At 51.6% G+C, this 24,670-nt stretch carries 24 protein-coding genes and 1 pseudogene; 20 read left to right on the forward strand and 5 right to left on the reverse strand.

The features are described 5' to 3' along the window. Positions 1-224: 224 nt before the first annotated feature. The gene (gene ruvC, locus A7P99_RS08715) at positions 225-761 is read right to left on the reverse strand and encodes a crossover junction endodeoxyribonuclease RuvC (protein WP_067528726.1); all 537 of its coding nucleotides are present in this window, start codon (positions 759-761) and stop codon (positions 225-227) included. Positions 762-969: 208 nt separating this feature from the next. On the opposite strand from ruvC, the gene minC reads away from it, so the two are divergent. The 17 genes from minC (at position 970) to rfbD (ending at position 16,714) form a co-directional block, all read left to right on the forward strand. Continuing rightward, positions 970-1,689, forward strand: a complete 720-nt coding sequence (minC, locus tag A7P99_RS08720; protein ID WP_067687244.1) for a septum site-determining protein MinC — start codon at positions 970-972, stop codon at positions 1,687-1,689. Between the two features lie 134 nt (positions 1,690-1,823). After that, on the forward strand, positions 1,824-2,636 hold the full coding sequence (gene minD / locus A7P99_RS08725) for a septum site-determining protein MinD (protein WP_067441717.1): 813 nt from the start codon (positions 1,824-1,826) through the stop codon (positions 2,634-2,636). Positions 2,637-2,639: 3 nt separating this feature from the next. Next, the gene (gene minE / locus A7P99_RS08730) at positions 2,640-2,912 is read left to right on the forward strand and encodes a cell division topological specificity factor MinE (RefSeq protein ID WP_067441713.1); all 273 of its coding nucleotides are present in this window, start codon (positions 2,640-2,642) and stop codon (positions 2,910-2,912) included. Between the two features lie 3 nt (positions 2,913-2,915). Beyond that, entirely contained in the window at positions 2,916-3,836 is a 921-nt protein-coding gene (locus tag A7P99_RS08735; protein ID WP_067448455.1) for a hydrogen peroxide-inducible genes activator, read from the forward strand. Between the two features lie 238 nt (positions 3,837-4,074). After that, positions 4,075-4,986: a glycine--tRNA ligase subunit alpha gene (glyQ, locus tag A7P99_RS08740; RefSeq protein WP_067448457.1), complete on the forward strand. Its 912-nt coding sequence runs from the start codon at positions 4,075-4,077 to the stop codon at positions 4,984-4,986. 112 nt (positions 4,987-5,098) lie between these two features. Next, a complete protein-coding gene (gene glyS / locus A7P99_RS08745; RefSeq protein WP_067687247.1) occupies positions 5,099-7,162 on the forward strand; it encodes a glycine--tRNA ligase subunit beta in 2,064 nt (687 codons plus the stop codon). A 129-nt stretch (positions 7,163-7,291) separates the two neighbouring features. After that, positions 7,292-8,203, forward strand: coding sequence for an FkbM family methyltransferase (locus tag A7P99_RS08750; protein ID WP_197474140.1), 912 nt, complete (start codon positions 7,292-7,294; stop codon positions 8,201-8,203). Positions 8,204-8,235: 32 nt separating this feature from the next. Next, entirely contained in the window at positions 8,236-9,309 is a 1,074-nt protein-coding gene (locus A7P99_RS09840) for a glycosyltransferase family 9 protein (protein WP_082881561.1), read from the forward strand. A 29-nt stretch (positions 9,310-9,338) separates the two neighbouring features. Next, a complete protein-coding gene (locus tag A7P99_RS08755) occupies positions 9,339-10,550 on the forward strand; it encodes a glycosyltransferase family 9 protein (RefSeq protein ID WP_167508165.1) in 1,212 nt (403 codons plus the stop codon). Between the two features lie 21 nt (positions 10,551-10,571). After that, on the forward strand, positions 10,572-11,678 hold the full coding sequence (locus tag A7P99_RS08760) for a glycosyltransferase family 9 protein (protein WP_067687250.1): 1,107 nt from the start codon (positions 10,572-10,574) through the stop codon (positions 11,676-11,678). Further along, positions 11,671-12,732, forward strand: a complete 1,062-nt coding sequence (locus A7P99_RS08765; RefSeq protein ID WP_067448465.1) for a glycosyltransferase family 4 protein — start codon at positions 11,671-11,673, stop codon at positions 12,730-12,732. The genes A7P99_RS08760 and A7P99_RS08765 overlap by 8 nt, the downstream gene beginning before the upstream one ends. A 21-nt stretch (positions 12,733-12,753) precedes the next feature. Beyond that, positions 12,754-13,824: a dTDP-glucose 4,6-dehydratase gene (gene rfbB / locus A7P99_RS08770; RefSeq protein WP_067448467.1), complete on the forward strand. Its 1,071-nt coding sequence runs from the start codon at positions 12,754-12,756 to the stop codon at positions 13,822-13,824. 14 nt (positions 13,825-13,838) lie between these two features. Next, positions 13,839-14,213, forward strand: coding sequence for a hypothetical protein (locus tag A7P99_RS08775; RefSeq protein WP_082880716.1), 375 nt, complete (start codon positions 13,839-13,841; stop codon positions 14,211-14,213). Positions 14,214-14,286: 73 nt separating this feature from the next. Then, positions 14,287-15,153, forward strand: coding sequence for a glucose-1-phosphate thymidylyltransferase RfbA (rfbA, locus tag A7P99_RS08780; RefSeq protein WP_067448469.1), 867 nt, complete (start codon positions 14,287-14,289; stop codon positions 15,151-15,153). Positions 15,154-15,173: 20 nt separating this feature from the next. Further along, entirely contained in the window at positions 15,174-15,362 is a 189-nt protein-coding gene (locus tag A7P99_RS08785; protein WP_067448471.1) for a hypothetical protein, read from the forward strand. 114 nt (positions 15,363-15,476) lie between these two features. Continuing rightward, complete coding sequence (locus A7P99_RS10605; RefSeq protein WP_255361309.1) at positions 15,477-15,605, forward strand: hypothetical protein; 129 nt, start codon at positions 15,477-15,479, stop codon at positions 15,603-15,605. Between the two features lie 236 nt (positions 15,606-15,841). Then, a complete protein-coding gene (gene rfbD / locus A7P99_RS08790; protein ID WP_067528732.1) occupies positions 15,842-16,714 on the forward strand; it encodes a dTDP-4-dehydrorhamnose reductase in 873 nt (290 codons plus the stop codon). Positions 16,715-16,792: 78 nt separating this feature from the next. Here the strand turns inward: rfbD and metE are convergent. The 4 genes and pseudogenes from metE to A7P99_RS08815 all read right to left on the reverse strand — a co-directional run. Continuing rightward, positions 16,793-19,033, reverse strand: a pseudogene (gene metE / locus A7P99_RS08795) (5-methyltetrahydropteroyltriglutamate--homocysteine S-methyltransferase); the annotation flags it as partial. 317 nt (positions 19,034-19,350) lie between these two features. Next, positions 19,351-19,764 carry a type IV secretion protein Rhs gene (locus A7P99_RS08800; protein WP_197481767.1) on the reverse strand — a complete coding sequence of 138 codons (414 nt, stop codon included), beginning with the start codon at positions 19,762-19,764 and terminating at the stop codon, positions 19,351-19,353. Next, the gene (locus tag A7P99_RS08805; RefSeq protein ID WP_067687256.1) at positions 19,671-19,871 is read right to left on the reverse strand and encodes a hypothetical protein; all 201 of its coding nucleotides are present in this window, start codon (positions 19,869-19,871) and stop codon (positions 19,671-19,673) included. Before A7P99_RS08805 ends, A7P99_RS08800 begins: the two co-directional genes overlap by 94 nt. Before the next feature lie 318 nt (positions 19,872-20,189). Beyond that, positions 20,190-20,639 (reverse strand): hypothetical protein, encoded by a 450-nt coding sequence (locus tag A7P99_RS08815; protein ID WP_067528734.1) that lies wholly within the window; start codon positions 20,637-20,639, stop codon positions 20,190-20,192. 135 nt (positions 20,640-20,774) lie between these two features. On the opposite strand from A7P99_RS08815, the gene ligA reads away from it, so the two are divergent. The 3 genes from ligA to cmk all read left to right on the forward strand — a co-directional run bounded on the left by ligA (position 20,775) and on the right by cmk (position 24,627). Further along, positions 20,775-23,159, forward strand: a complete 2,385-nt coding sequence (gene ligA, locus A7P99_RS08820) for an NAD-dependent DNA ligase LigA (protein ID WP_067687259.1) — start codon at positions 20,775-20,777, stop codon at positions 23,157-23,159. Positions 23,160-23,205: 46 nt separating this feature from the next. Continuing rightward, positions 23,206-23,751 carry a ClbS/DfsB family four-helix bundle protein gene (locus A7P99_RS08825; RefSeq protein WP_197481768.1) on the forward strand — a complete coding sequence of 182 codons (546 nt, stop codon included), beginning with the start codon at positions 23,206-23,208 and terminating at the stop codon, positions 23,749-23,751. A gap of 222 nt (positions 23,752-23,973) precedes the next feature. Continuing rightward, positions 23,974-24,627, forward strand: a complete 654-nt coding sequence (gene cmk, locus A7P99_RS08830; protein WP_231863753.1) for a (d)CMP kinase — start codon at positions 23,974-23,976, stop codon at positions 24,625-24,627. Positions 24,628-24,670: the final 43 nt, after the last annotated feature.

The following is a 24,670-nucleotide window of genomic DNA, read 5'->3' on the forward strand; positions in this document are numbered from 1 at the left end:
TAAAACACCCACACTTATCGGTAATCTGATTGTTAAAGAGCTGCTGAACCGTAAAACCGACAACAAAACCGTGCCGTAAGGAACAGCGAAGATGCGGACTATACGCCTACCAGAATATTTTGTCAAATACCGGAAAACAAAATATCCACAAACAAAAACTAAATCACTAAGGTGAAATGAAATTTACCCGGCATAAATACAACTGACCACTGGCTACCTGAAAATCAAATCTGAAACCGGCCACCTTTAATCTGCGAAGCATTGCGCAATTTCGCTGCCAAACTATGATTACGTAACGCATGGGTAAGCGCCACGGCTAAGCCGTCGGCCGCATCGGCTTGCGGCTTCCCTGACAGCCTCAGCATCTGCACCACCATATGCTGCACTTGTTCCTTGGCTGCCTTACCCTGCCCCACCACCGCCTGTTTCACCTGCAAAGCCGTGTATTCATATACAGGCAACCCGCGCAGCACCAACGCTGCCACTGCTGCCCCGCGCGCCTGCCCCAGCATCAACGTGGCAGCGGGATTGACGTTCACAAACACCTGCTCCACCGCCGCTTGGTTCGGTCGATAAGTATCGATAATCTCGCCGATGTGCTGCACGATAATGCCGATTCGTCCGGCCAGCTCGTCGCCGGGAATGGTTTTGATGCGGCCGGATGCCACATAGCTCTGATTCTGCCCCAGCACATCAATAATGCCAAATCCCGTTACCCGGCTGCCCGGGTCGATGCCCAAAATCCGTATCGGCTTCCGCATAGTTTTTCCCTTTAAATTACTCAAACTGGTTTTCAGGTAACCTCCGGCTTGTCAAGCAGGCTACCTGAAAACCGATTCGCCGCATTATTATAAGCCAAGTTTTCAGGTAGCCTGATATAAGCCAAGAGTCACACAGATTTGAAGTAGCCTACATAAAACGGTAAACTGCAAGCCGTTTCAATTCTTAAATTACGACTCCATCGCACCGATGAAGCCAGCATTCGACATCAAATCCGCCCGTCTCGACGCGCTCGCCATCCAGCTCAACACCACCGAACTGGCGGCCATCCGACAAACCCTCACCGAGCGCGCCGCACAATACCGCGAGCTCAGCGATATGCCGCTGCTGCTTGACGTGCAGGCATTCGACTCGCCGGACAACCTAGATTTAGACAGCCTGCTCGGTCTGTTTGCCGAGCACAGCCTACCCATCGGCACCCTGCGCCATCACGACGAGCAATGGCAGGCTGCCGCCCGCGCCCATCACTTAGCCTTTTGCAGCGATAACGCCAATGGTGAAGAACACAAAAGGCTACCTGAAAACACGCAACACGAAACGCCCAACACACCGCCCGCTCCTGCCGTGCACCAAACCCTTGTGGTGGAGAAACCTATCCGCACCGGCCAACAGGTGTATGCCGAAAATGCCGACCTCATCGTACTGGGCTTGGTAAACGAAGGGGCCGAAGTCATTGCCGACGGCCATATTCATATTTACGCTCCCCTGCGTGGCCGTGCCCTGGCTGGCGCCAGCGGCAACCAAAATACCCGCATTTTCACCCAATCGATGCAGGCCGAGCTGGTATCCATCGCCGGCATCTACCGCACTTTCGACCAACAGCTGCCGCCGCACCTCCACCGTCAGGCCGTGCAGATATATTTGCAAAAAGAGCGGCTGTCCATCGCCGCCCTCAACAAGATTATTTGAAACAACACATATTTATTTAGCTACACAATACAAACGGCGGCAAACCATTTTCAGGTAGCCTTCTTCAGGTAGCCCGCCAAACGTAACAACCCATTTCAACAAAACAGATTCACATAAGGGAAAGGATCATAACCGTGGCAAAAATTATTGTAGTAACCTCCGGCAAAGGCGGTGTGGGCAAAACCACCACCAGCGCCAGCATCGCCAGCGGCCTGGCTCTAAAAGGACACAAAACCGCCGTTATCGATTTCGACGTCGGCCTGCGCAACCTTGACCTCATCATGGGCTGCGAACGCCGTGTGGTGTACGACTTAATCAACGTTATCCAAAACGAAGCCTCGCTGCGCCAAGCGCTGATTAAAGACAAGCACTGCGACAACCTGTTCATTCTACCCGCCTCACAAACCCGCGACAAAGACGCGCTCACTCGCGAAGGCGTGGAACACGTGCTCACCGAGCTCACCGAAAAAATGGACTTCGAATTTGTGATTTGCGATTCGCCCGCCGGCATCGAAACCGGCGCACTGATGGCACTGTATTTTGCCGATGAAGCCATCGTTACCACCAACCCCGAAGTATCCAGCGTGCGCGATTCCGACCGCATTTTGGGCATTTTGCAGAGCAAGAGCCGCCATGCCGAAAAAGGTGAACAGGTGAAAGAACACCTGTTGATTACCCGCTACAATCCCGATCGTGTAGAAAGCGGCGAAATGCTTTCGGTAAAAGACATCGAAGACGTACTGCGCATCCCGCTCTTGGGTGTGATTCCCGAATCGCAAAACGTGCTGCAAGCCTCCAACGTTGGCCTGCCTGTGATCCATCAAGAAGGCGTACCTGCCGCCGAAGCCTATAAAGACGTGGTGGCCCGCCTACTGGGCGAAAACCGGCCAATGCGTTTTTTGGAAGCAGAGAGAAAAGGCTTCCTGCAACGCCTGTTCGGAGGGTAAGCCATGTCATTGATTGATATATTGTTCGGCAAAAAGCCCAAATCCGCCAGCATCGCCCGCGACCGCCTACAAATCATCATTGCACAGGAGCGCGTGAAATCCCAAGCACCGGACTACCTGCCCACCCTACAGAAAGAGCTGTTGGGGGTATTATCGAAATACGTGCACGTTTCCCTCGACGATATCCGTATCTCACAGGAAACACAAAACGGTGTGGACGTGCTGGAGCTCAACATCATCCTGCCTGACTTCCAACGCAAAAGCGAAGAAGGCTAAGCCATGACCCTGACCGAATTGCGCTATATTGTGGCCGTTGCACAAGAACGCCACTTCGGCCGTGCCGCCCAACGCTGCTTCGTCAGCCAGCCCACCCTCTCCATCGCCATTAAAAAGTTGGAGGAAGAACTCTCGGTTTCGCTATTCGACCGCAGTAGCAACGAAGTCAGACCCACCGAAACCGGCGAGCGCATCATCACCCAGGCGCACCGTGTTTTGGAAGAAGCCGACCGTATCAAACATCTGGCCGCCTCCGAGCAAAATGAGCTGGCTGGCGTGTTCAAGTTGGGGCTGATTTTTACCGTGGCTCCCTACCTTTTGCCGCGTCTGATTTTATCGCTGCGCAAAGTGGCACCCGATATGCCCCTGATGCTGGAAGAGCACCACACCGCCAACCTCACCGATTCCCTGAAAAAAGGCGAATTGGATGCCATCGTGGTGGCCGAGCCCTTCCAAGAGCCGGGCATCATCACCGAGCCGCTGTATGACGAGCCGTTTTTCGTCATCGTGCCGAAGGGGCACGAATTCGAAGAGCTCGACGCCGTATCCGTGCAGCAGCTGACAGAACAGCAAGTGCTGCTGCTCAGCGAAGGCAACTGCATGCGCGACCAAGTTTTAGAAAGCTGTAGCAAATTGGCCTCCCGCCAGCGCATCCTCGGCCTGGCCAACACCCTGCAGGGCAGTTCCATCAACACCATCCGCCATATGGTGGCCAGCGGCCTGGGCATCAGCGTACTGCCCTCCAGCGCTCTCACGGACAACGACCACCTGCTGTTTTCCATCATCCCCTTCGAGCCGCCCGTACCCAACCGCCGCATCGTATTGGCCTCGCGCCGCAACTTTGTACGCCCGCAGGCATTGCAGGCATTGCGCCAAGCCATTCTGAAATCCCAGCTTACCGGTGTGCGTTTTGCCGAAGCCTAGCCGGTTTGACAGAGGCTACCTGAAATCGTCTGATTATTTTTCAGGTAGCCTTAAAACGGCCGGCAAGCGGCAAACCATAATGCCTGATGAAGCACAGTGCTTCAGCCATGCCTTAAAGATGAAAAGGCTACCTGAAAATCCCAACAACCATTTTTCAGGTAGCCTTTAGCTTTGTTTTGTTTAATCGGCAAACCAAGTACAATACCGCCATTATTTTTTCCAACTTTCCTGCACAACCATGCTCACCTTCCAACAAATCATCTTCAAACTGCAAAACTACTGGGCCGCCCAAGGCTGCACCCTGCTCCAGCCGCTCGATATGGAAGTTGGCGCCGGCACATCCCACCCCGCCACCTGCCTGCGCGCGCTCGGCCCCGAACCGTGGTTTGCCGCCTATGTTCAACCCAGCCGTCGCCCCAAAGACGGCCGCTACGGCAACAACCCCAACCGCCTGCAGCACTACTATCAATTTCAGGTAGCCCTCAAGCCCGCCCCGGCCAATATTCAAGACCTCTATCTCGATTCCCTGCGCGAATTGGGCATCGACCCAAAAGTGCACGACATCCGCTTCGTGGAAGACGACTGGGAAAACCCCACCCTCGGCGCATGGGGCTTGGGCTGGGAAGTTTGGCTCAACGGCATGGAAGTGACTCAGTTCACCTACTTCCAACAAGTCGGCGGCATCGACTGCACCCCCGTGCTTGGCGAAATCACCTACGGCATCGAACGCCTGGCGATGTACCTGCAAGGCGTGGAAAACGTTTACGACCTCGTTTGGGCAAAAACGCCGGACGGCAACACCGTTACCTACGGCGATGTGTACCACCAAAACGAAGTCGAACAATCCACCTACAATTTCGAATACAGCGATGCCGACTGGCTGCTGCGCCAATTCAACGACTACGAAGCGCAAGCCAAACGCCTGCTGGCCGTGGAAGACACCAGCCTCGCCCTGCCCGCCTACGAACTCGTCCTCAAGGCCGGCCATACTTTCAACCTCTTAGACGCACGCGGCGCCATTTCCGTTACCGAACGCGCCACCTACATCGGCCGCATCCGCGCGCTGAGCCGCACCGTGGCGCATAAATACGTGGAAAGCCGTGAGAAACTGGGCTTCCCGCTGATTAAAAACAAGGCGCAAGCAGCCTGAAAATGCTAGAATTCTCACCAACCTAACAAACAAGTGCTGCCCGCCTCCTGATCAAAAGCCCAGCACCCTCTACAGCAACGGCAGGCTACCTGAAACCAAACGACACGCTGCAATGAACACCCAAACCCTTTTAATCGAACTCCTCACCGAAGAACTCCCCCCCAAGGCTCTGAACAATCTTGGCAACCACTTCGCTGCTTCTGTTGCCGAAGGCTTGGAAAAAGCGCAACTGATTGACGGCGCATCAGAATATATCGCCTACGCTTCACCGCGCCGTTTGGCCGTTCAAGTCAAAAACGTCAAAGCCGTGCAAGCCGATCAGAAAATCGTAAAAAAAGGCCCTGCCGTGTCGAATGCCATGAAAGACGGTGCGCCGACCAAGGCTTTGGAAGGTTTTGCGCGCGGCGCGGGAGCAAAAATCGAAGACTTGACCATCATCCACGACGGCAAGCAAGACGTGTACGCCTACGAATATATCCAAACCGGCAAACCGTTGGGCGAACTCTTGGAAGACATTATCAATCAAGCAGTTAAGAAACTGCCGATTCCGAAAGTAATGCGTTGGGGCAGCAGCACATTTACCTTCGTGCGTCCCGTTCACGGGCTGATTGTGCTGCATGGCGGCGACATCGTAAACGTCAGTGTTTTGGGCCTGCAAAGCGGCAATCAAACCTTGGGACACCGCTTCCTGTTCAACGGCGAAATCACCATTGAAAATGCCGACAGCTACGCCGCACAAATGCTCGAGCAAGGCAAAGTCGTCGCTTCATTTGCCGAGCGCAAGGCCGCGATTCAGACGGCCTTGAACGAACAAGCAGATCGTCTGAAAGCTACCGTTGCCGCCGATGAAGCGCTGCTGGACGAAGTAACCGCGCTGGTCGAATACCCCATTGTTTTGGAAGCTGGTTTTGAAGAACATTTCCTCACCGTGCCGCAAGAATGCCTGATTCTGACCATGCAACAAAACCAAAAATACTTCCCGCTGCTCGACCAAAACGGCAAACTGATGAACCGCTTCCTGCTGGTCTCCAACCTGCAAACCGAAGACCCGTCGCACATCATCCAAGGCAACGAACGCGTTTTGCGCGCGCGCCTGTCTGATGCCGAGTTCTTCTACAAACAAGACCAAAAAGCGACTTTGGAAAGCCGCCTGCCCAAGCTGGCAAACGTGGTGTATCACAACAAAATCGGCTCGCAAGCCGAACGCATCGAACGCCTGCAAAACATCGCCGCCCACATCGCCAAGGCCTTGGGCGCGGATGCCGCCGCAGCCGAACGCGCCGCGCGTTTGGCAAAAGCCGACTTGGTTACCGAAATGGTTGGCGAGTTCCCCGAACTGCAAGGCACGATGGGCAAATACTACGCCCGCTTGGCCGGCGAAACCGAAGAAATCGCCGAAGCCATCGAGCAGCACTATCAGCCGCGTTTTGCCGGCGATAGGCTACCTGAAAGCAAAACCGCCACCGCCGTAGCGCTGGCCGACAAGCTGGAAACTTTGGTTGGCATTTGGGGAATCGGTCTGATTCCTACCGGCGACAAAGACCCCTACGCCCTGCGCCGCGCCGCTTTGGGCATTCTGAGGATGCTGATGCAGTATGGTTTAGACGTGAACGAGCTGATTCAGACGACCTTCGACAGCTTCCCCAAAGGTTTGCTCAACGAGAAAACGCCGTCTGAAACCGCCGACTTCATGCAAGCGCGCCTTGCCATATTGCTGCAAAACGACTATCCGCAAGACATCGTTGCCGCCGTACTCGCCAAACAGCCGCGCCGTCTGGACGATTTGACTGCCAAACTACAAGCCGTCGCCGCGTTCAAACAACTGCCCGAAGCCACTGCGCTCGCCGCCGCCAACAAACGGGTACAAAACTTGCTGAAAAAAGCCGATGCCGCGCTGGGAGAAGTCGATAAAAGCCTGCTGCAACAGGACGAAGAAAAAGCCCTGTACGCCGCCACTCAAGGCTTGCAACCGAAAATTACCGCCGCCATTGCCGAAGGCAATTTCCAGACGGCCTTATCCGAACTGGCCTCTGTCAAGCCGCAAGTCGATGCTTTCTTCGACGGCGTGATGGTAATGACGAAAGACCCCGCCGTAAAACAAAACCGCCTGAACCTGCTGAACCGCTTGGCAGAGCAGATGAACGCGGTGGCGGATATTGCTGTGTTGAGCGAGTAGCTAAATTTACCTGAAATATCAAGCATTTTATTACTAATCTCAACTTTAATACTTGGAAATAATTTTATGAAGCATATTCACCGCCCGTTACCATTCGTGCTGACATCTACAAATACCGGAGCAATGATCGTGAATCACCAAGATTATGCCTATGATCAACAAGGTAATTGTTATGGAGTAGGATATCAATATCTCAGCCAAGGTAGTTTCGACCCTTCCGAAATCGAACTAGTTCTGAACCTACTGAATTTACGTAAGAATTATCATGGCGAAGGAGTGGTTGCACTAGATTGTGGTGCGAATATAGGTGCACATACCATTGCCTGGGGCATAGAAATGACAGGATGGGGTAACGTTATTTCTTTTGAAGCTCAAGAACGTATTTATTATGCCTTAGCAGGAAACATAGCTTTAAATAACTGTTTCAATGTAAAAGCCATTCACGCTGCTTTAGGTAATACCAAAATACTACCAGATCCATCTACCCACTTCTTGGATATACCAGTTCCTGACTACACCAAACATGCATCGTTTGGTAGCTTAGAACTACGCCCTTCTGACCATAATGAGTTTATTGGCCAACAAATAGACTATCAGAAGCATACGCAAAAAGTACCATTACTATCTATTGACACTTTAGATTTGTCACGAATTGACTTAATCAAAATGGATGTGGAAGGAATGGAAATAGAAGTGTTAAATGGCGCAACAGATAGCATTAAAAAAAATAGACCCGTTATGTTGGTCGAAATCTTAAAATCTGGCGGAGATAAAATAGTTGATTTTTTCCAAAGCCTTGGATACACATTCTTCACCAAAGATATCAACCTATTAGCCATTCACAAAAGTGACCCAATCTTAGATCACCTTAAGGTAGGGCATAGTGAATACCGCTTACTTTCCAAACGGCTATGGCAAAAAAAAGAACATTCTGAAGCCTTACACTATTATGCAATATATCTGAAACAGCGAATAAATAAGGATAATGAGCTTACAGATGTCCATTTATTTCATCCTGACGTAGACAAGCCAAACTTTTAAACAATTTATCTTAATTAACGGCTTATAATTATATGAAATTATCCAAAGTGATTATTGCTTATTTATTTGGGAGAAAAAAGAAGTGCAACAACTTTGATTTGAATAATATATCATCAATTCTAATTCGCCCATTTGGTTTTGCCTTAGGTGACAGCCTGATACATCTCGCTTTTGCAGAACAATTAAGGAGTATATATCCAAATCTAAAGTTAGGCATTATGGCTGGACGAAACCGAGATTTATTTATAGCAAGTAATCTCTTTGATAAAATTATTCCTTGTAATTTTCTTGAATATACGAAAAATCATAAAAAATGGCAGTTACTATTAGACTTCAGAGAAACATACAATACCCCTGATTTAATCGCTGATAAAATCTTATCTCCTGAGACGACAATAATTTTCTCTAAACAAGATAAAGAATACTATAATCGCGAGACAATTTCTAATTATGATTTCTGCTGCCCGTTTGATCCAAATAGTCATGTCGTAAATCATCTTCAGACTTCTATATTTGGTCAATATTTCGACTTACCGAGAATTATTCCGAAATTAACAATTCCACACGTGGAAATAGATAAAGTGTCGCCTATTTGGGATAGGCTATTTACCCTACCTGCTAATCTTGGCAAGACTCTAAATATACTGCTAGCCCCTCAAGGGAATGCTCAATTGAAAAAACAAGTTCCCCCCTCAGAGTTAGCACAACTACTTAACGAAAGTCTTCCCGTATTCTCCAGAATCAGGGTATTAATGGGATACACAATTGGTAGCAAAGAATATTTCCAAACCCTCAAGGAATTATGCCGTTATGACATACTATTAGGTCTATCACCACCCACTACTTTAAAAGAATATTTAGCTTTATCAGCATCAGCAGATATTATCATTGGCGTAGATAGCGGAACTGTCCATCTAGCGTGTGCATTACAAAAACCATTATTAAGCTTCTATGCACGACATAATATAGATACTTGGCATCCATTATCAAATCCAAACACTCCTCACTTGATGATTACTGCCTCTCAAAACAATAACAACCCAGTAGCTACTGAAAATTTCCCTATTGAGTTGGCAGTAAAATGGTTATCCCAACAAATTTCGTAATGTCGGTTGGTTGTATAATAAAGATCAAAATGTCACTTAAATATAAGTTAAAATTATGGAATTACAAGCGTAAATTTACCTACAAGAAGGCAAAAATTTTCTTCTATTACTTACCTTTATTAGCTATCGACACAATATTTGCAAGAAAACCTGTATCCAACTTACCCAAAAAAGGCAATATATTATTAATATTCAATAATGTAATTGGTGACACTGTAGTCTGTACTGGCCTGCTTAGAAATTTAGTAGAATTAGGTTATGAAGTTTCTGTTTCATCACGAAAGCAATCTTTGGATTTATTAAAATATAACCCTTATATAAAAGAAACCTTTCTTTACAATGATAACAAACTAACAAATTTCTTTTACTCCTTATTATTACTTAGAAAAAAGAATTTTGATTTAGCCATCGAAGTACGCATTGCGAGAAAACCCTCCTATAAAGACTTACTTTATCATGCATTGATAAAATCACCAATATTAATTGGTTGTAATAAGGATATGTTTAAAACTTTTAATGTAACTATCCCTTGCAAATTGCAACAAGTACATGTAATCGAACCTTTAAGAAGAATATTAGATATATTTGGTAAAAATATAACTTATAGAGACATGTCTTATGACTTATTTTTTTCTCAAGCTGAAGAGGACTATGTTGCAAGCCAAGTATCTGAGAAAAATTTCATAATATTTAATCCACTTGGTAGTAAAAACACGCATTGTTTATCCCCAAAACAAGCTCAATGCATATACGATCAACTGAATATCTTAGGGTATAAAATCTTTATTACTGGAGAAAAAGAAAAACTAAGCATACTAGGATTTAGCGAAAGCATTATTTTTCAATCTAGAAATATTATTGATATAATTCCTTTGGTGAAGAAAGCAAAGTTAATTGTTAGTGTTGACACATCAATTATTCATATTGCAACCACTTTCAATAAGAATACCATCGCCATTTACCCACACTCATCTAAAGTTCATATACCAAGCCCTCCACAGAGCGAATTAGATCTAATAAAATACAACTACTGGCTATATTACACCCAAATGGAATATGGTTTATATGGCATACCAGTTAACAAAATATCTAACTTCTTCTCTATTAGCACGGTTTTCTGGCATCCAAATAACCCAAACAGCATACAAATTGTTGTGGACTATGACTATATATCCAAAGCTAGCTCAATAGATTTAACTTACCGCATAAATGAAGCCATCGACTCTTTAGAAGTGTTCTAGTAATTCATTACCATTAACATTATGAACATTCCATTTTCAAAAAAAATTATTATCCGCCTGTTTGGTCAAAAGCGACACTCTATTGGCTTTGATTTTAATAATATAAAATCCATCCTAATCCGCCCATTAGGGGATGCTGTCGGCGATGCAATTATCAATCTAGCTTATGCCAAGCAATTAAAAAACATTTACTCAAATATCCAATTAGGCGTACTGGTTACTAATAGAAATAAAAATATTTTTTCCAACTCTCCATTAATAGATAAAACGATAGATAGAACTCCTATCAACTATCTTAGGCAGCGAAAAAAATGGGATTTACTCCTAGATTTTGGTGAATGCCTGGATAGTAGAAGCATTACCGCTTCATCTATTCTTTCTCCTCGTGCTATTATGATTTTTAAAAAACGGGCACGTAAATATTACTCTATGCAAAATGTTCATAACTATGACTTTTACTGTCCCTACAATCCAAATGATCACGTAGTTCGACATTTACATACATCATCTTTTTCCCAATACTTCTCTATCCCAGAGGCTATCCCAGAATTAAAAATCCATCTAACTGAACAAATTTCTGGGAAATTCTGGCAATGTGATACCGAAAAGAAGATTCGTATATTTTTAGCACCGCAGGGTAGCGTTCCTTTTAAATGCTTGCCAGAAAAAGAGTTATCAGAGTTACTGAACTTGTTCAATAAAAATTATTTTAGTCAAGCTAAATTTATTGTATGCAACACTAAAAACTCAGAAGAATATTTTAAAAAATTAAAACTATTATGTACTTCTGACATTGATTTATCACTTGCTCCAAAGACCTCACTAGAGGAATATATTGCGCTAACAGCATCATCTGATATTGTTATTGGGGTAGATAGTGGTACAGTGCATTTAGCGTGTGCCCTGAAAAAACCTCTTCTAAGTTTTTATGTTGACCATAATATAAATACATGGGGCCCACTGCATCACAAAGATGTTCCCCATTTTATGGCAGTTTCCCACTCTGAGGAATGTTTTTCAGAAAGTGAGGAAATTAGCTGGCAACATCGTGGAGATTTCCCTATTGCAAAAGCTGCAAACTGGTTAAACCAACAAATCACCACCATTTTGGAGCAACAAAATGCATAAACCCATCGCATTAAGTACCCATAAATTCGCCACTGGTGGTGGAATAGAAAGTTATACGATTGATTTGGCAAAGCAGCTTTCAAATGATGGAAAAAAAGTTAAGGTTTATGCCTCGAAATTTGATCATAGCTTACCGGAATACTCCAAAATTCAACCAGTATTAATTAATCAAAAACATACTCTGAAAAAACTGCGGCCATTTTTCTTTACCAGACAGCTAAATAAAATTCATCACACTGATGAATATCTGATTGCCTGCAACCCTTCTGATTATGCCGATATTTATATTTGTGGTGGGACTCATTTAGGCTACCTAAAAGCCATGGAGCAATCGCCAAACTTGATTGACAAATTGGCTGTATATCGAAATCGTACCAATTATACCACTGCAAAATCCATTATGGCGCACTCAGAAATGATGCGTCAGGAGCTGATTAATCTATATAATATTCCGGCACAAAAAATCCAAACAATCCACCCGCCTGCCGATACAAACCGCTTCACCCGCCATTCAGAAGGAATTGCCTCTATCCGGCAACAATATGGGTGGAAAGATGAGGATGTTATTTTCCTATTCCCGTCCACAGGCCATAAACGCAAAGGATTAGATTTATTGGCAGATTATTTTAAAACTATTACCTTGCCCATCCGACTTGCCGTTGCCGGGTCACCGCTTCCTTATCCGATTGCAAACGTGCAGGAATTAGGCTTTTGCAAAAATATGCCAGATCTTTACCGCGCCGCTGATTACACCATCATGGCCTCGCTATATGAGCCTTTCGGCTTAGTGGGCGTGGAATCAGTGTTATGTGGCACTCGTGTTGTTTTATCGGAAAATATAGCATGCTGCGAAGTTATGAATAACGAGGCAGGCTTCTTCTTCTCGCGGGAAGATAAGCACAGTTTGGATCAAGCTATTCGCCAAGCTGTTGCTCTTAAACAGCAAGGCCGACATAAAATCGACAAACCACTATCGGCATTAGCTTACAATCCTACTCTTGAGTATCATATAACCAAGCTCTATGCCATGCTGGAAGAGCTGGAACATAATTAGAACACTCCAAGTATCTGCTTTATGCACCTCCTCATCACCGGTGGAGCCGGCTTTATCGGCTCGGCAGTTATCCGCCATATCATCCATCACACTCGAGATTCTGTTATCAACCTCGACAAGCTCACCTACGCAGGCAACCTCGAATCCTTGGCAGAAGTTTCAGGTAGCCCCCGTTATACCTTTGAGCAAATTGATATCTGCAACCGTGCCGAGCTCGACCGCATATTTGCCCAGCATCAGCCCGACGCGGTGATGCACCTGGCAGCAGAAAGCCATGTGGATAGGAGCATAGACAGCGCTGGCGAATTTATCCAAACCAATATTGTCGGCACCTTTAACCTGCTCGAAGCAGCCCGCTCCTATTGGCAAAGGCTACCTGAAAGCCGCCGCGTGGCATTCCGCTTCCACCATATCTCCACCGATGAGGTGTTTGGCGACTTGCACGGCACCAGCGATTTGTTTACAGAAACTACGCCCTATGCCCCGTCCAGCCCCTATTCTGCCAGCAAGGCTTCCAGCGACCACCTTGTGCGCGCCTGGCTACATACCTACGGCCTGCCCGCCATCCTTACCAACTGTTCCAACAACTACGGCCCCTACCACTTCCCCGAAAAACTCATTCCGCTGATGACTCTGAACGCCCTAGCCGGCAAACCCCTGCCTGTCTACGGCAACGGACAGCAAATCCGCGATTGGCTCTTTGTGGAAGACCATGCCCGTGCGCTGTATCAAGTCATTACCCAAGGCAAAATCGGCGAGAGCTACAATATCGGCGGCCACAACGAAAAAACCAATCTTGAAGTGGTACAAACCATCTGTACCCTGCTGGAAGAACTTGCTCCCGAAAAACCTATTGGCGTGTCGCGTTATGTCGACCTGATTACCTTTGTGCCCGACCGCCCAGGCCATGATCTGCGCTATGCCATCGATGCCGCCAAAATCGGCCGCGAGCTGAGTTGGCAGCCGCAGGAAACATTTGAATCCGGTATGCGCAAAACCGTACAATGGTACTTGGATAACAAAATCTGGTGGCACCGCATCCTCGATGGCCGCTACCGCCTGGAACGGCTCGGCCATTCATCAATCCGATAAATTGGAGCCTATTCATGAACATCCGCAACACCACACTACTCGGCTTCCTTGCCCTCGGCCTTGCCCTCTCCGGCAGCGTGGAAGCCAAAACCCGCCCCCACCGCGCACCTGCCGCCGCCCAGCAGCAGCAACGTGCCGACGGCAGCAGCCAAGAGCGCGCCGTGGTTATCCACGAAAACGACACCCCGCGCGGTATTGCCGCCGAAAACCACTGGATTGCCCAAAACATGCCCGGCTACCGCAAAGTCGGCCAAGCCCTGGTTCAAGGGCAAAACGGCATCTACGACCGCATCAGCGTAGTCGGCCCGAACGGCGAGCGCAAAGAAGTATTCTTTGAAATCAGCGAATTCTTCGGCCGCTACAACGGCAAACTACTGGGCGCGGAATAGGCACAGCAAACCATAAAAAGGCTACCTGAAACATTTGTTTTCAGGTAGCCTTCTGTCACAGAAAGGCAACCGTATGAAAGGCATTATTCTCGCCGGCGGCAGCGGCTCACGGCTGTACCCCATTACACGTGGTGCAGCCAAACAACTCATGCCCGTATACGACAAACCGATGATTTATTACCCCCTATCGGTGTTAATGCTGGCCGGTATCCGCGACATCCTCATCATCACCACCCCCGAAGACAACGCCGCCTTCCGCCGCCTGCTCGGCAACGGCAGCGACTTCGGCATCCGCCTGCAATACGCCGTACAACCCAGCCCGGACGGCCTTGCCCAAGCCTTCATCATCGGCGAAGAATTTATCGGCGGCGACAACGTCTGCCTCGTATTGGGCGACAACATCTTCTACGCCCAATCCTTCACCCAAACCCTGCAGCAAGCCGCCGCCCAAACCCACGGCGCCACCGTATTCGCCTACCAAGTGAAAGACCCCGAACGCTTCGGCGTGGTCGAATTCGACCCGCACCTCAAAGCCCTATCTATCGAAGAAAAACCCAAACAACCCAAATCCAACTGGGCGGTAACCGGCCTCTATTTCTACGACAAGCGCGTAGTTGAATTCGCCAAACAAATCAAACCATCCGCACGCGGCGAGCTCGAAATCTCCGACCTCAACCAACTCTATCTCGAAGACGGTAGCCTTTCCGTGCAACTGCTCGGCCGCGGCTTCGCCTGGCTCGACACCGGCACACATGAAAGCCTGCACGAAGCCGCCTCATTTGTGCGCACCATCCAAAACGTGCAAGCCCTTCAGGTAGCCTGCCTCGAAGAAATCGCCTGGCGTAACGGCTGGCTTTCCAACGAGCAATTGGCCGATTTGGCCCAATCTATGGCCAAAAACCAATACGGCCAATACCTGCTGCGGCTGCTAGAAAAATAACCTCCCTCTGCTTACCAATCATGAAACCAATCCTCCTCATCCTCCTGCTCGCTGCCCCATTCGCCTGCGCTGACATCTCCTTTGTTCATCCCATGAGCACGGCCGAATGCAAACAAGCCGTTATCGACAGCATGAAAATGTATGTTGACGGCCGCTACTGCGAAAAAGCCGACACTGAGCAAACCCGCCGCCAAGCCATAATCGGCTAGTATGCCATTGGCGAGCTCAACAGCAAATCTGGCAATGAAGAATTCAACCGCTGCGCCCTTACTCCAGAGCAACGCCAAGAACTCTCCGACTTAACAAAGCACTACGAAGCCATTATGCACAACCCTGAGCGCCTGCAACAATTCTGCAGCCCTGCCAACCGCGCCCGCATCGCACCGCTCTACCCCCGCTATATGCACCTGCTGCAAGAAATGGAAAATGTCCGCAACCAATATAGCCGCTGAACCATGCCTGCCGACGCCAGCCTAAAATCTGGCAGGTGCTGCAAAATAAAATCCGAGCCTACTACACTACCTATGCTGGGCATAGTGCAGCAAGAAAATAAAGCCGAATTGCAAGCCCGTATCCGCGCCGCCCTACGCGCCAACACCGTCAATATATTTACAAAATCCTAACACACCCCTAAACCTATTTTCAGGTAACCTCAAAGCAAATAAGGCTACCTGAAACCAACCTAACCATGAAACTCTTCATCACCGGCCACCATGGCCAAGTTGGCCAAGCCCTCATCCAGCAGGCCGCCGCCCACAATTTTCAGGTAGCCGCTTACGACCGCAGCGAGCTGGACATCGCCGACCGTGCCGCCGTATTGCAAGCCGTCGAGCGCGAGCAGCCCGCCGTGATCATCAATGCCGCCGCCTATACCGCCGTGGATAAAGCCGAAAGCGAACCGGCCGCCGCCTATGCCGCCAACGCCGAAGGTGCCGAAAACCTTGCCCGCGCCGCCCACGCCGTAAACGCCGCCATCCTGCATATTTCCACCGACTACGTTTTCAACGGCCGCACCGAACGCCCCTACCTCGAAACCGACACTCCCGATCCCCAAACGGTATACGGTCAAAGCAAACTGGCCGGCGAACAAGCCGTGCAGGCAACCTGCCCGCGCCACATCATCCTGCGCACCGCCTGGGTGTTTGGCGAACACGGCCACAACTTCGTGAAAACCATGCTCCGCCTCGGCCGCGAACGCGACAGCCTCGGCATCGTAGCCGACCAAAGCGGCGCCCCCACCTATGCCGGCCACATCGCCGCCGCCCTGCTGCACATCGCCGGGCGCACCCAAACCGAAAACTGCCCCTACGGCCTCTACCACTTTTCAGGTAGCCCCTACACCACCTGGCACGGCTTTGCCGCCGAAATCTTCCGCCGCGCCGCCGAGCAAGGCATCCTGCCCCGCGTGCCCGAACTACATGCCATCACCACCGCCGACTATCCCACTCCTGCCCGCCGCCCCGCCGACTCCCACCTTGACTGTAGCAAAATCCACACCGCCTTCGGCATCGCCCCCAGCGATTGGCAAAGTGCATTGGGCAATCTGGCCGACTATCTTTAAAGCATCCAAAAATTTTGGCTTCGCAGAAATTCGCGTCGCTCATTTTCAGGTAGCCTATTATTCCAACTGCCTCAGTATTTAGCGGGTAACGTTTTTATCCGCCAATTCCTTGCGCAGTTTCTTGGTAACCTCCATCATCACTTCAAGCTGTTCCAAGGTTTCTTTCCAGCCACGGGTTTTCAGGCCGCAGTCGGGGTTGACCCACAGGCGCTCTACGGGCACCACTTCCATGGCTTTGCGCAGCAGGCGTTCCACTTCGGCTTCGGTGGGCACGCGCGGGCTGTGGATGTCGTACACGCCGGGGCTGATGTCGTTCAGGTATTTGAAGTCGCTGAACGCGGTGAGCAATTCCATGTCGGAACGTGAAGTTTCAATGGTAATCACGTCTGCATCCATGCTGGCGATAGCGGGCAGGATGTCGTTGAACTCGGAATAGCACATATGGGTGTGGATTTGGGTGCCGTCTTCCGCGCCGGTGCTGCTCAAGCGGAAGACTTCGCAAGCCCAGGCCAGGTATTCGTCCCACTGCGCTTTTTTCAGCGGCATGGCTTCGCGGATGGCGGGCTCGTCGATCTGGATAACCTTGATGCCGGCTTTTTCCAAATCCAGCACTTCATCGTTCAGCGCCAGTGCGATTTGCTTAGCCACCACGCTCAGCGGCACGTCGTCGCGCACAAACGACCATTTAAACATGGTTACCGGGCCGGTGAGCATGCCTTTCATCGGGCGTTTGGTGAGGCTTTGCGCGTAGGTAGACCAATAAACGGTCATCGGATTCGGGCGGGATACATCGCCGAAAATAATCGGCGGTTTCATGCAGCGGCTGCCGTAGCTCTGCACTCAGCCGAATTGGCTGAAGCAGTAACCGGCCAGCTGTTCGCCGAAGTCTTCCACCATATCGTTGCGCTCGGCTTCGCCGTGTACGGGCACGTCCAGTTCCAATTTCTCTTGGATTTCCACGCAGTAGGCGATTTCTTTCTTCATCGCGGCATCGTAGTCGGCAGCGGAGAGCTCGCCTTTCTTGAACGCGGCGCGCGCTTGGCGGATTTCGGTGGTTTGCGGGAAGGAGCCGATGGTGGTGGTGGGCAGCACGGGCAGCTTCATCCATTCCTGCTGTGCCTTAATGCGCTGGGCAAACGGCGATTTGCGTTGATCGGCGCCTTTGGGCAGGTCGGCCACGCGTTTTTGCACGGCTGCATTGTGGATTTTCTTGTTGGTGGCGCGGTCGGCGGCAGCGGCATCGGATTCGTTCAAGGCTACCTGAACAGCAGATTTGCCGTGTGCCAGCGCTTGTTTCACCACGCCCAGTTCCACCAGTTTCTGTGCGGCAAAAGCCATCCAAGATTTGATTTCGCCGTCCAGTTTTTCTTCCACGGCCAAGTCTTGCGGGCTGTGCAGCAGCGAGCAGGAGGAGGCAATCCACAATATTATTGCCGAATTTGGCTTTCACGGGCTCGAGCGTGTCGATTACCTTGTTCAGGTTGGCGCGCCATACGTTGCGGCCGTCAATCAAGCCCACAGACAGCACGCGGTTGTCCGGCCAGCCGTCGGCAAACACGGAGAGCTGCTCCGGTGCGCGCACGCAATCGATGTGCACACTGTGTACGGGCAGGGATTTCAGCAAGTTCAGATGTTCAGCCACGGAGGCGAAATAAGTGCCGACAACGATGCGCACACCGGTGTTGGCCAGTTCCTGATACACGGGGGCGAATGCGTCCAGCCACACTTGTGAAGCTTCGGCAGCCAAAATCGGTTCGTCAATCTGAATCCAATCCACGCCTTCGACAGCCAGCTCGCGCAAGAGTTGTGCATAAGCAGGCAGCAATTTGGGCAGCAGCAGTTTGGTTACGCGGCAGCCGAAGTCCTCTTTTTTCTTGCCCAACCAAGCCAGCGTAACCGGGCCCACCAGCGTGGGCTTGATGTCATGGCCTTGCGCTTTGGCTTCTTTAATTTGCGCAATCAGGTTTTTGGCGTTTACCTTAAATTCAGTATCGGCCGACCATTCGGGCACGATGAAGTGGTAGTTGGTGTCGAACCATTTGGTCATTTCCATCGCAAACTGGGTGGCGTTGCCGCGTGCCAGCTGGAAGTATTCCGGCAGGGTTAGTTTGGCTGCGTCGAAGCCGAAACGAGAGGGAATACCGCCCAGAATACACAGCAAATCCGCACCAGTAGCTTTGGGGTGGCCAAGTTGATGCGACAAATGTCGACCGCTACAGCTTAAATCTCAGCCTCGCATTTCACACCCTTCCAAAAGGCTTCAACAACAAATTTCAGCTCGCGCTTCGTGCCGATGCGCGGGTAGCCGGAGAGGTGGAATGGTGTTTATGGATACTCCTTCAAAAGTAGGTGAATAATAAAACACCATGCGTAAAATTTCTCAGTGAGTAAGTTTGCGGCACGGCAATATGCAAGCGATAAATCTGCTGCTTTGCAAGAATGCAATTAATGCAAACAGCTTGATTTTCTATTATTTTTCAAATTATTGAGTCAGTTTTAAAATTTCTTCCTAGTTTCAACCATTTCCCATCTTTATAAACAAATGGATAGGAGAAAAAAGTCTAAGCTGGATATTTTCAGGTAGCCTTTCCATCACCCACAAAAAGCTACCTGAAAAAACAGCTACACTCCCGCCCTCAAAACCACTTCGGCCATAGTTCGCGGCTTTTCGGATTGGCGAAAAACGGCTGCAACAGGCGTTGCAGCTGCAGCAGGTAGGGGGTGGCCACTGGGTCGCAGCAAAGAGCGGCGCGGTAATACAGGGCGAAGATTTCAGCCTGCTGCTCCATATTGAGGCGGTTTAAGTGCGGTACGGTATCGAGCATGGGCAGGCGGTAGGCGCGATTTTTCAGGTAGCCCAAACGCAAAGCCTGCAAACTGCCGCCAAGCCACACGGGGAAGCCGTTTTGATGCTGCCAAACATGCGTCAGCTCGTGCACCAGCCAGGCGCGTTCGATCAAGGGGCGCTTGGCGAAATCGGGGCAGAAGCGGTTGGCGGGGAAGTAAACGTGGCCGAAGGGGCAATGGCAATATTGCGGGTAAGCAGCCACCACGCGCCGCCGTGCAGGCGGATGCGTTCATAACGCAACCCGCTGCCAAACACGCTGCGGGCGAGTTTGGTTTCGGCGGGGGTGAGCGGGCGGGAACGTGGGGGCATGGGTGGTTTATCAATCCATAGGGTAAGAGGCTACCTGAAAGTTGCTGGCTATATGGAAACAATAGCTTACAGTTTAACTATGCAGAAACTCGGCTTGCTTCAATTCGTTGCGGCCTCGGCCTGCTCCGCAGAAACTCAGCCTCCTGCGAAAGCCTTGTTTTATAGTGAATTAAATTTAAATCAGGACAAGGCGGCGAGCCGCAGACAGTACAAATAGTACGGCAAGGCGAGCTAACGCTGTACTGGTTTAAATTTAATTCACTATAACTTCATTGAAGCTGTGCTTTCAGGTAGCCTTAAATGGCAAAACAACGCGGCTCAATGTTTACGGCTGTAGTTTTCGATGTCCTCGCACACAGTGGCAAGGAAGTCGAGGTATTTCGGGTCTTCGCCCGCCCACATTTCCTCTTCGCCCAACGCGTAGGCGCGAATGAGTTCGTCGGCGGCGCGCTCGAAGTTGCCCAACTCAAATTGCGCCTGGCCGAGCCGCAAATGCAAAAAGGGGTTGCCGATGGCATCTGGGCAGCGCATGGCGTGGCTGAGGGCTTCGCGGGCGGCTTCGTGGCTGCCGCGCAAAAATTCGGTGTCGCCCACCGCAGCCAGTATCCAAGTGGCGGCTTCCCATTCGGTTTGCGGCTCGGGCAGCAAATCCCATGCCTGCCAAAAACGTTCGATGGCTTCGGCATAGCGCTCCGCATCGGCCAGCTCGTCGCCTTGTTCGCACAGCGCGGTGATTTGCTCGTAGGTATGGTCGTTCAGTTCGGCCATGGCAGGCTCCTTCTTTAGAGATGCCGCGTATTATACAGGCTACCTGAAAGCCTTTATTCCTTCCTTTCAGGTAGCCTCTTCCCCTTGGGCGCGTGATAATATGCGCCGTCTTTTTTGTTCACACCACCCGCCACCATGTCCACCCCTCAACACCGCATCCGCACCCTCGTGCAAACGCTCAACCGCTACGCCCATGAATACTACACTTTGGACGCGCCCAGCGTGCCCGATGCCGAATACGACCGGCTCTACCGCGAGCTGGAAGCCCTGGAAGCCGAATACCCGCAGTTCAGGCTGCCCGAAAGCCCCACGCAGCGGGTGGGCGGCGCGGTGCTGGACGGCTTTGAAACCGTGGTGCACGCCGTGCCGATGTTGTCGCTGAACAACGCGTTTTCGCCGCGCGACGACGAAACGGGCGCGTTCGACCACGCCGAATTTTTGGCGTTTGACGAGCGCGTGTGCAAGGAATTGGGCGTATCGCAGGTTGAATACGCCGCCGAGCCGAAGTTTGACGGGCTGGCCGTCAGCCTGCTGTATCAAAACTGCGTACTGGTGCAGGCGGCCACGCGCGGTGACGGCACCACGGGCGAAAACGTTACCGAAAACATCAAAACCGTGCGCAATATCCCGCTGAAACTGCACGGCGACACACTGCCCGAAACCATTGAAGTACGCGGCGAAGTACTGATGCTCAAAGCCGATTTTGCCGCGCTCAACGAGTGCCAATTTGAGGCTGGGCAGAAGCCCTTCGTCAACCCGCGCAATGCCGCCGCAGGCAGCCTGCGCCAGCTCGATTCCAAAATCACCGCGCAGCGCAAACTGCATTTTTTCGCGTACGGCATCGCCCAGCTTTCCGGCATCCAAAGGCTACCTGAAAGCCACATCGAAGAACTCGCGCTGCTGCACGAACTCGGCTTTTCGCTGCCCGAAGGCTATTTCGGCGCGTACACCGGCGCGGCGGCCGTGTTGCGCGAATACGAACGGCTGGCCGAACACCGCCCCCGCCTGCCGTATGAAATCGACGGCATGGTCGTCAAAGTGAACTCGTTGGACGAACAGCAACAACTCGGCTTCGTGTCGCGCGCGCCGCGTTGGGCGATTGCGCACAAATTCCCCGCCGAAGAAGCGCTCACCACCGTGGAAGCGATTGACGTGCAGGTCGGCCGCACCGGCGCGGTTACCCCCGTGGCACGGCTTGCGCCCGTGTTCGTGGGCAGCGTTACCGTGACCAACGCCACGCTGCACAACCAAGACGAAGTGGCGCGCAAAGACGTGCGCGTGGGCGACACCGTGGTCGTGCGCCGCGCAGGCGACGTGATTCCCGAAGTGGTGCGCGTGCTGCCCGAACGCCGCCCGATGCAGCCCGTTGATTTATTGGGCGAACAAATGGAAGCGAAGTACGAGCCGTTCAGGCTACCTGAAACCTGCCCCGTGTGCGGCAGCGCCGTCGAACGCGAAGCAGGCGAAGCCGTTGCCCGCTGCACCGGCGGCATGCTCTGCCAAGCCCAGCGCGCACAAGGGCTTATCCACTTCGCCAGCCGCAAAGCCATGGACATCGCCGGGCTGGGCGACAAACAAATCGAAGCCCTCGTCGCCGCCGACGTATTGCACAGTTTTACCGATATTTATCAACTGGATATCGCCAAACTGCAAACCATCAAAGACAGCAAATCCGCCGCCACCAAATGGGCGCAAAACATCTTGGACAGCATCGCCCAAAGCCGCACCCCGCCGCTCGCCCGCTTCCTGTTCGCCCTCGGCATCCGCCACGTCGGCGAAAGCACCGCCAAACAGCTGGCCGCCGCATTCGGCAATCTCGACACCGTGCGCCGCGCCCCCGAACCCATACTCGCCTGCCTGCCCGACATCGGCAGCGTCGTCGCCCACGCCATCACCCACTATTTCAGGCAGCCTGCACAGCAAAAAATGCTGGACGACCTATTGCAACACGTCGCCCCCCAAGCCGCTGCCCCGTCGCCCCAAACCCGCGCCCACGCCGCGCCCAAACAATGGCTGCAACGCCTGCCAAACATCAAACTCAGCGAAAAACGCGCCGCCGAACTCTGGCAACTCGCAGGCAGCCTGCACGCCCTGCAAACCGACCAAGCCCTGCCGCAAGAATGGCAAGACTGGCGCAAGCAGCCTGCACACGCCGCCTTGCTGCAAGAAATCACCGCCTTCACCGAAGGGCTACCTGAAAACAGCACAGGCGACGTTTCAGGCAGCCTGCACCCCGAAAACAGCCCAATCGCCGGCAAAACCTTTGTCCTGACCGGCACCCTGCCCACCCTGAAACGCGACCAAGCCGCCGCCCTCATCGAAGCCGCCGGCGGCAAAGTGAGCGGCAGCGTGTCCAAAAAAACCGATTTCGTGGTGGCGGGCGAAGCCGCAGGCAGCAAACTGGAAAAAGCACAGACGCTGGGCGTGGCCGTGTTGAGCGAGGAGGAGTTGCTGGGGATGCTGGGGGGGGGGGGGGAGCGGATTAAAAGGCTGCCTGGAAACCTGTTCCCTTATCTGTAACCCACTTGGGCGCATGATGGTTTGGCTAAGTGATAACCCAAATTGTATGCACGCAAATCAACACAAAGACAGCTCCATGAAAACCTACGCCAACGCCGCCGCACTGATTACGGCCATCCACACCGCGCTAGACAAATACCTCGCTGAATTTGCCGACATTGCCGAAGCCGACAAACACCGCCGTGCTGTGCCCGATGGCAAAACTCCGGCCGAACATCTGGCCTACCAGCTCGGTTGGACCGGCCTGCTGTTGCAATGGGAGCGAGACGAGCAGGCAGGTCAAACCGTTCATACGCCCGCCGAAGGCTACAAATGGAACGATTTGGGCGGGCTGTACCAGCAGTTTTACCGGCAATACGGCAGCCTCACGCTGCAGGAGGCGCAAGCCCAACTGCGCGAGCAGGTTGCCCAAATCTGTACATGGCTGAGAACACTGTCCGAACAGGAGTTATTTAAACCCAACCAGCGCAAATGGGCAGACAACCAGGCAAAATGGCCGATCTGGAAATGGGTGCACATCAATACGGTTGCACCGTTTACCAACTTCCGAGTGCACATCCGCAAATGGAAAAAGCAGAATCTGCATGGCTAGACGCATGCTGTAGAGGCGCACTCAATTTAGAAATACTACCCATGTGCACAAGTTCCGCGCCCTGCCAAAACAGTCTTAAAGGCTACCTGAAAATCTGTTTCCTACCATTTAGCCGCCCCATTTTTCAGGTAGCCTTTTCTGCCCACACCTCCCCTATCTGCGCCATCCCTGCCCCGTTCATCGGCAATCTCGGGTAAGATGGCGTTTTTTTCGGAGACAGCTATGCCGCAAAAAGTAATCGCAATCGACGGGCCAAGCGCATCGGGGAAAGGCACGGTGGCACAGCGGGTGGCGGATGCCTTGGGCTGGCGTTATCTGGATTCGGGCGCGCTCTACCGCATCACCGCGCTCTATGCGCGCAACCGCCGAACCGCTTGGGATAACGAAGCTGCAGTGGCCGCGCTGGCGCAGGCTTTGCCGGCAGAGTTTGTCGAGGGCGCGGTGCTGTTGGACGGGGAAGATGTTTCCGCCGCCATCCGCAGCGAGGAAATCGGCATGGGTGCATCACGGGTGGCGGCGTTGCCGGCGGTGCGCACGGCTTTGCTGCAGCGGCAGCGCGCGTTTCTAACCGAACAGGGGCTGGTGGCCGACGGGCGTGATATGGGCTCGGTGGTATTCCCCGATGCCGTGCTCAAGGTTTTCCTCACTGCTTCACCACAGGTGCGTGCCGAACGCCGTGCCAAACAAATCGGCGTACCGCTTGCGGGCGCGGGTTTCGAGCGTATTTTGGCCGACATCGAAGCGCGCGACGAAGCCGACCGCAACCGCGCCGTTGCGCCGCTGCAAAAGCTACCTGAAGCCCATCTGCTCGACACTTCGGCGCTGACGATTGAAGAATCGGTAAAAAAAGTGCTTGATTGGTATCGGGAAAAATAAAGTTACTGTATAATGCTGCGTTTTCGGCGCATCCGCTCCGCTT

It is taken from the genome of Eikenella sp. NML120348 (genome assembly GCF_001648435.1).
Classification (GTDB): Bacteria; Pseudomonadota; Gammaproteobacteria; order Burkholderiales; family Neisseriaceae; genus Eikenella; species Eikenella exigua.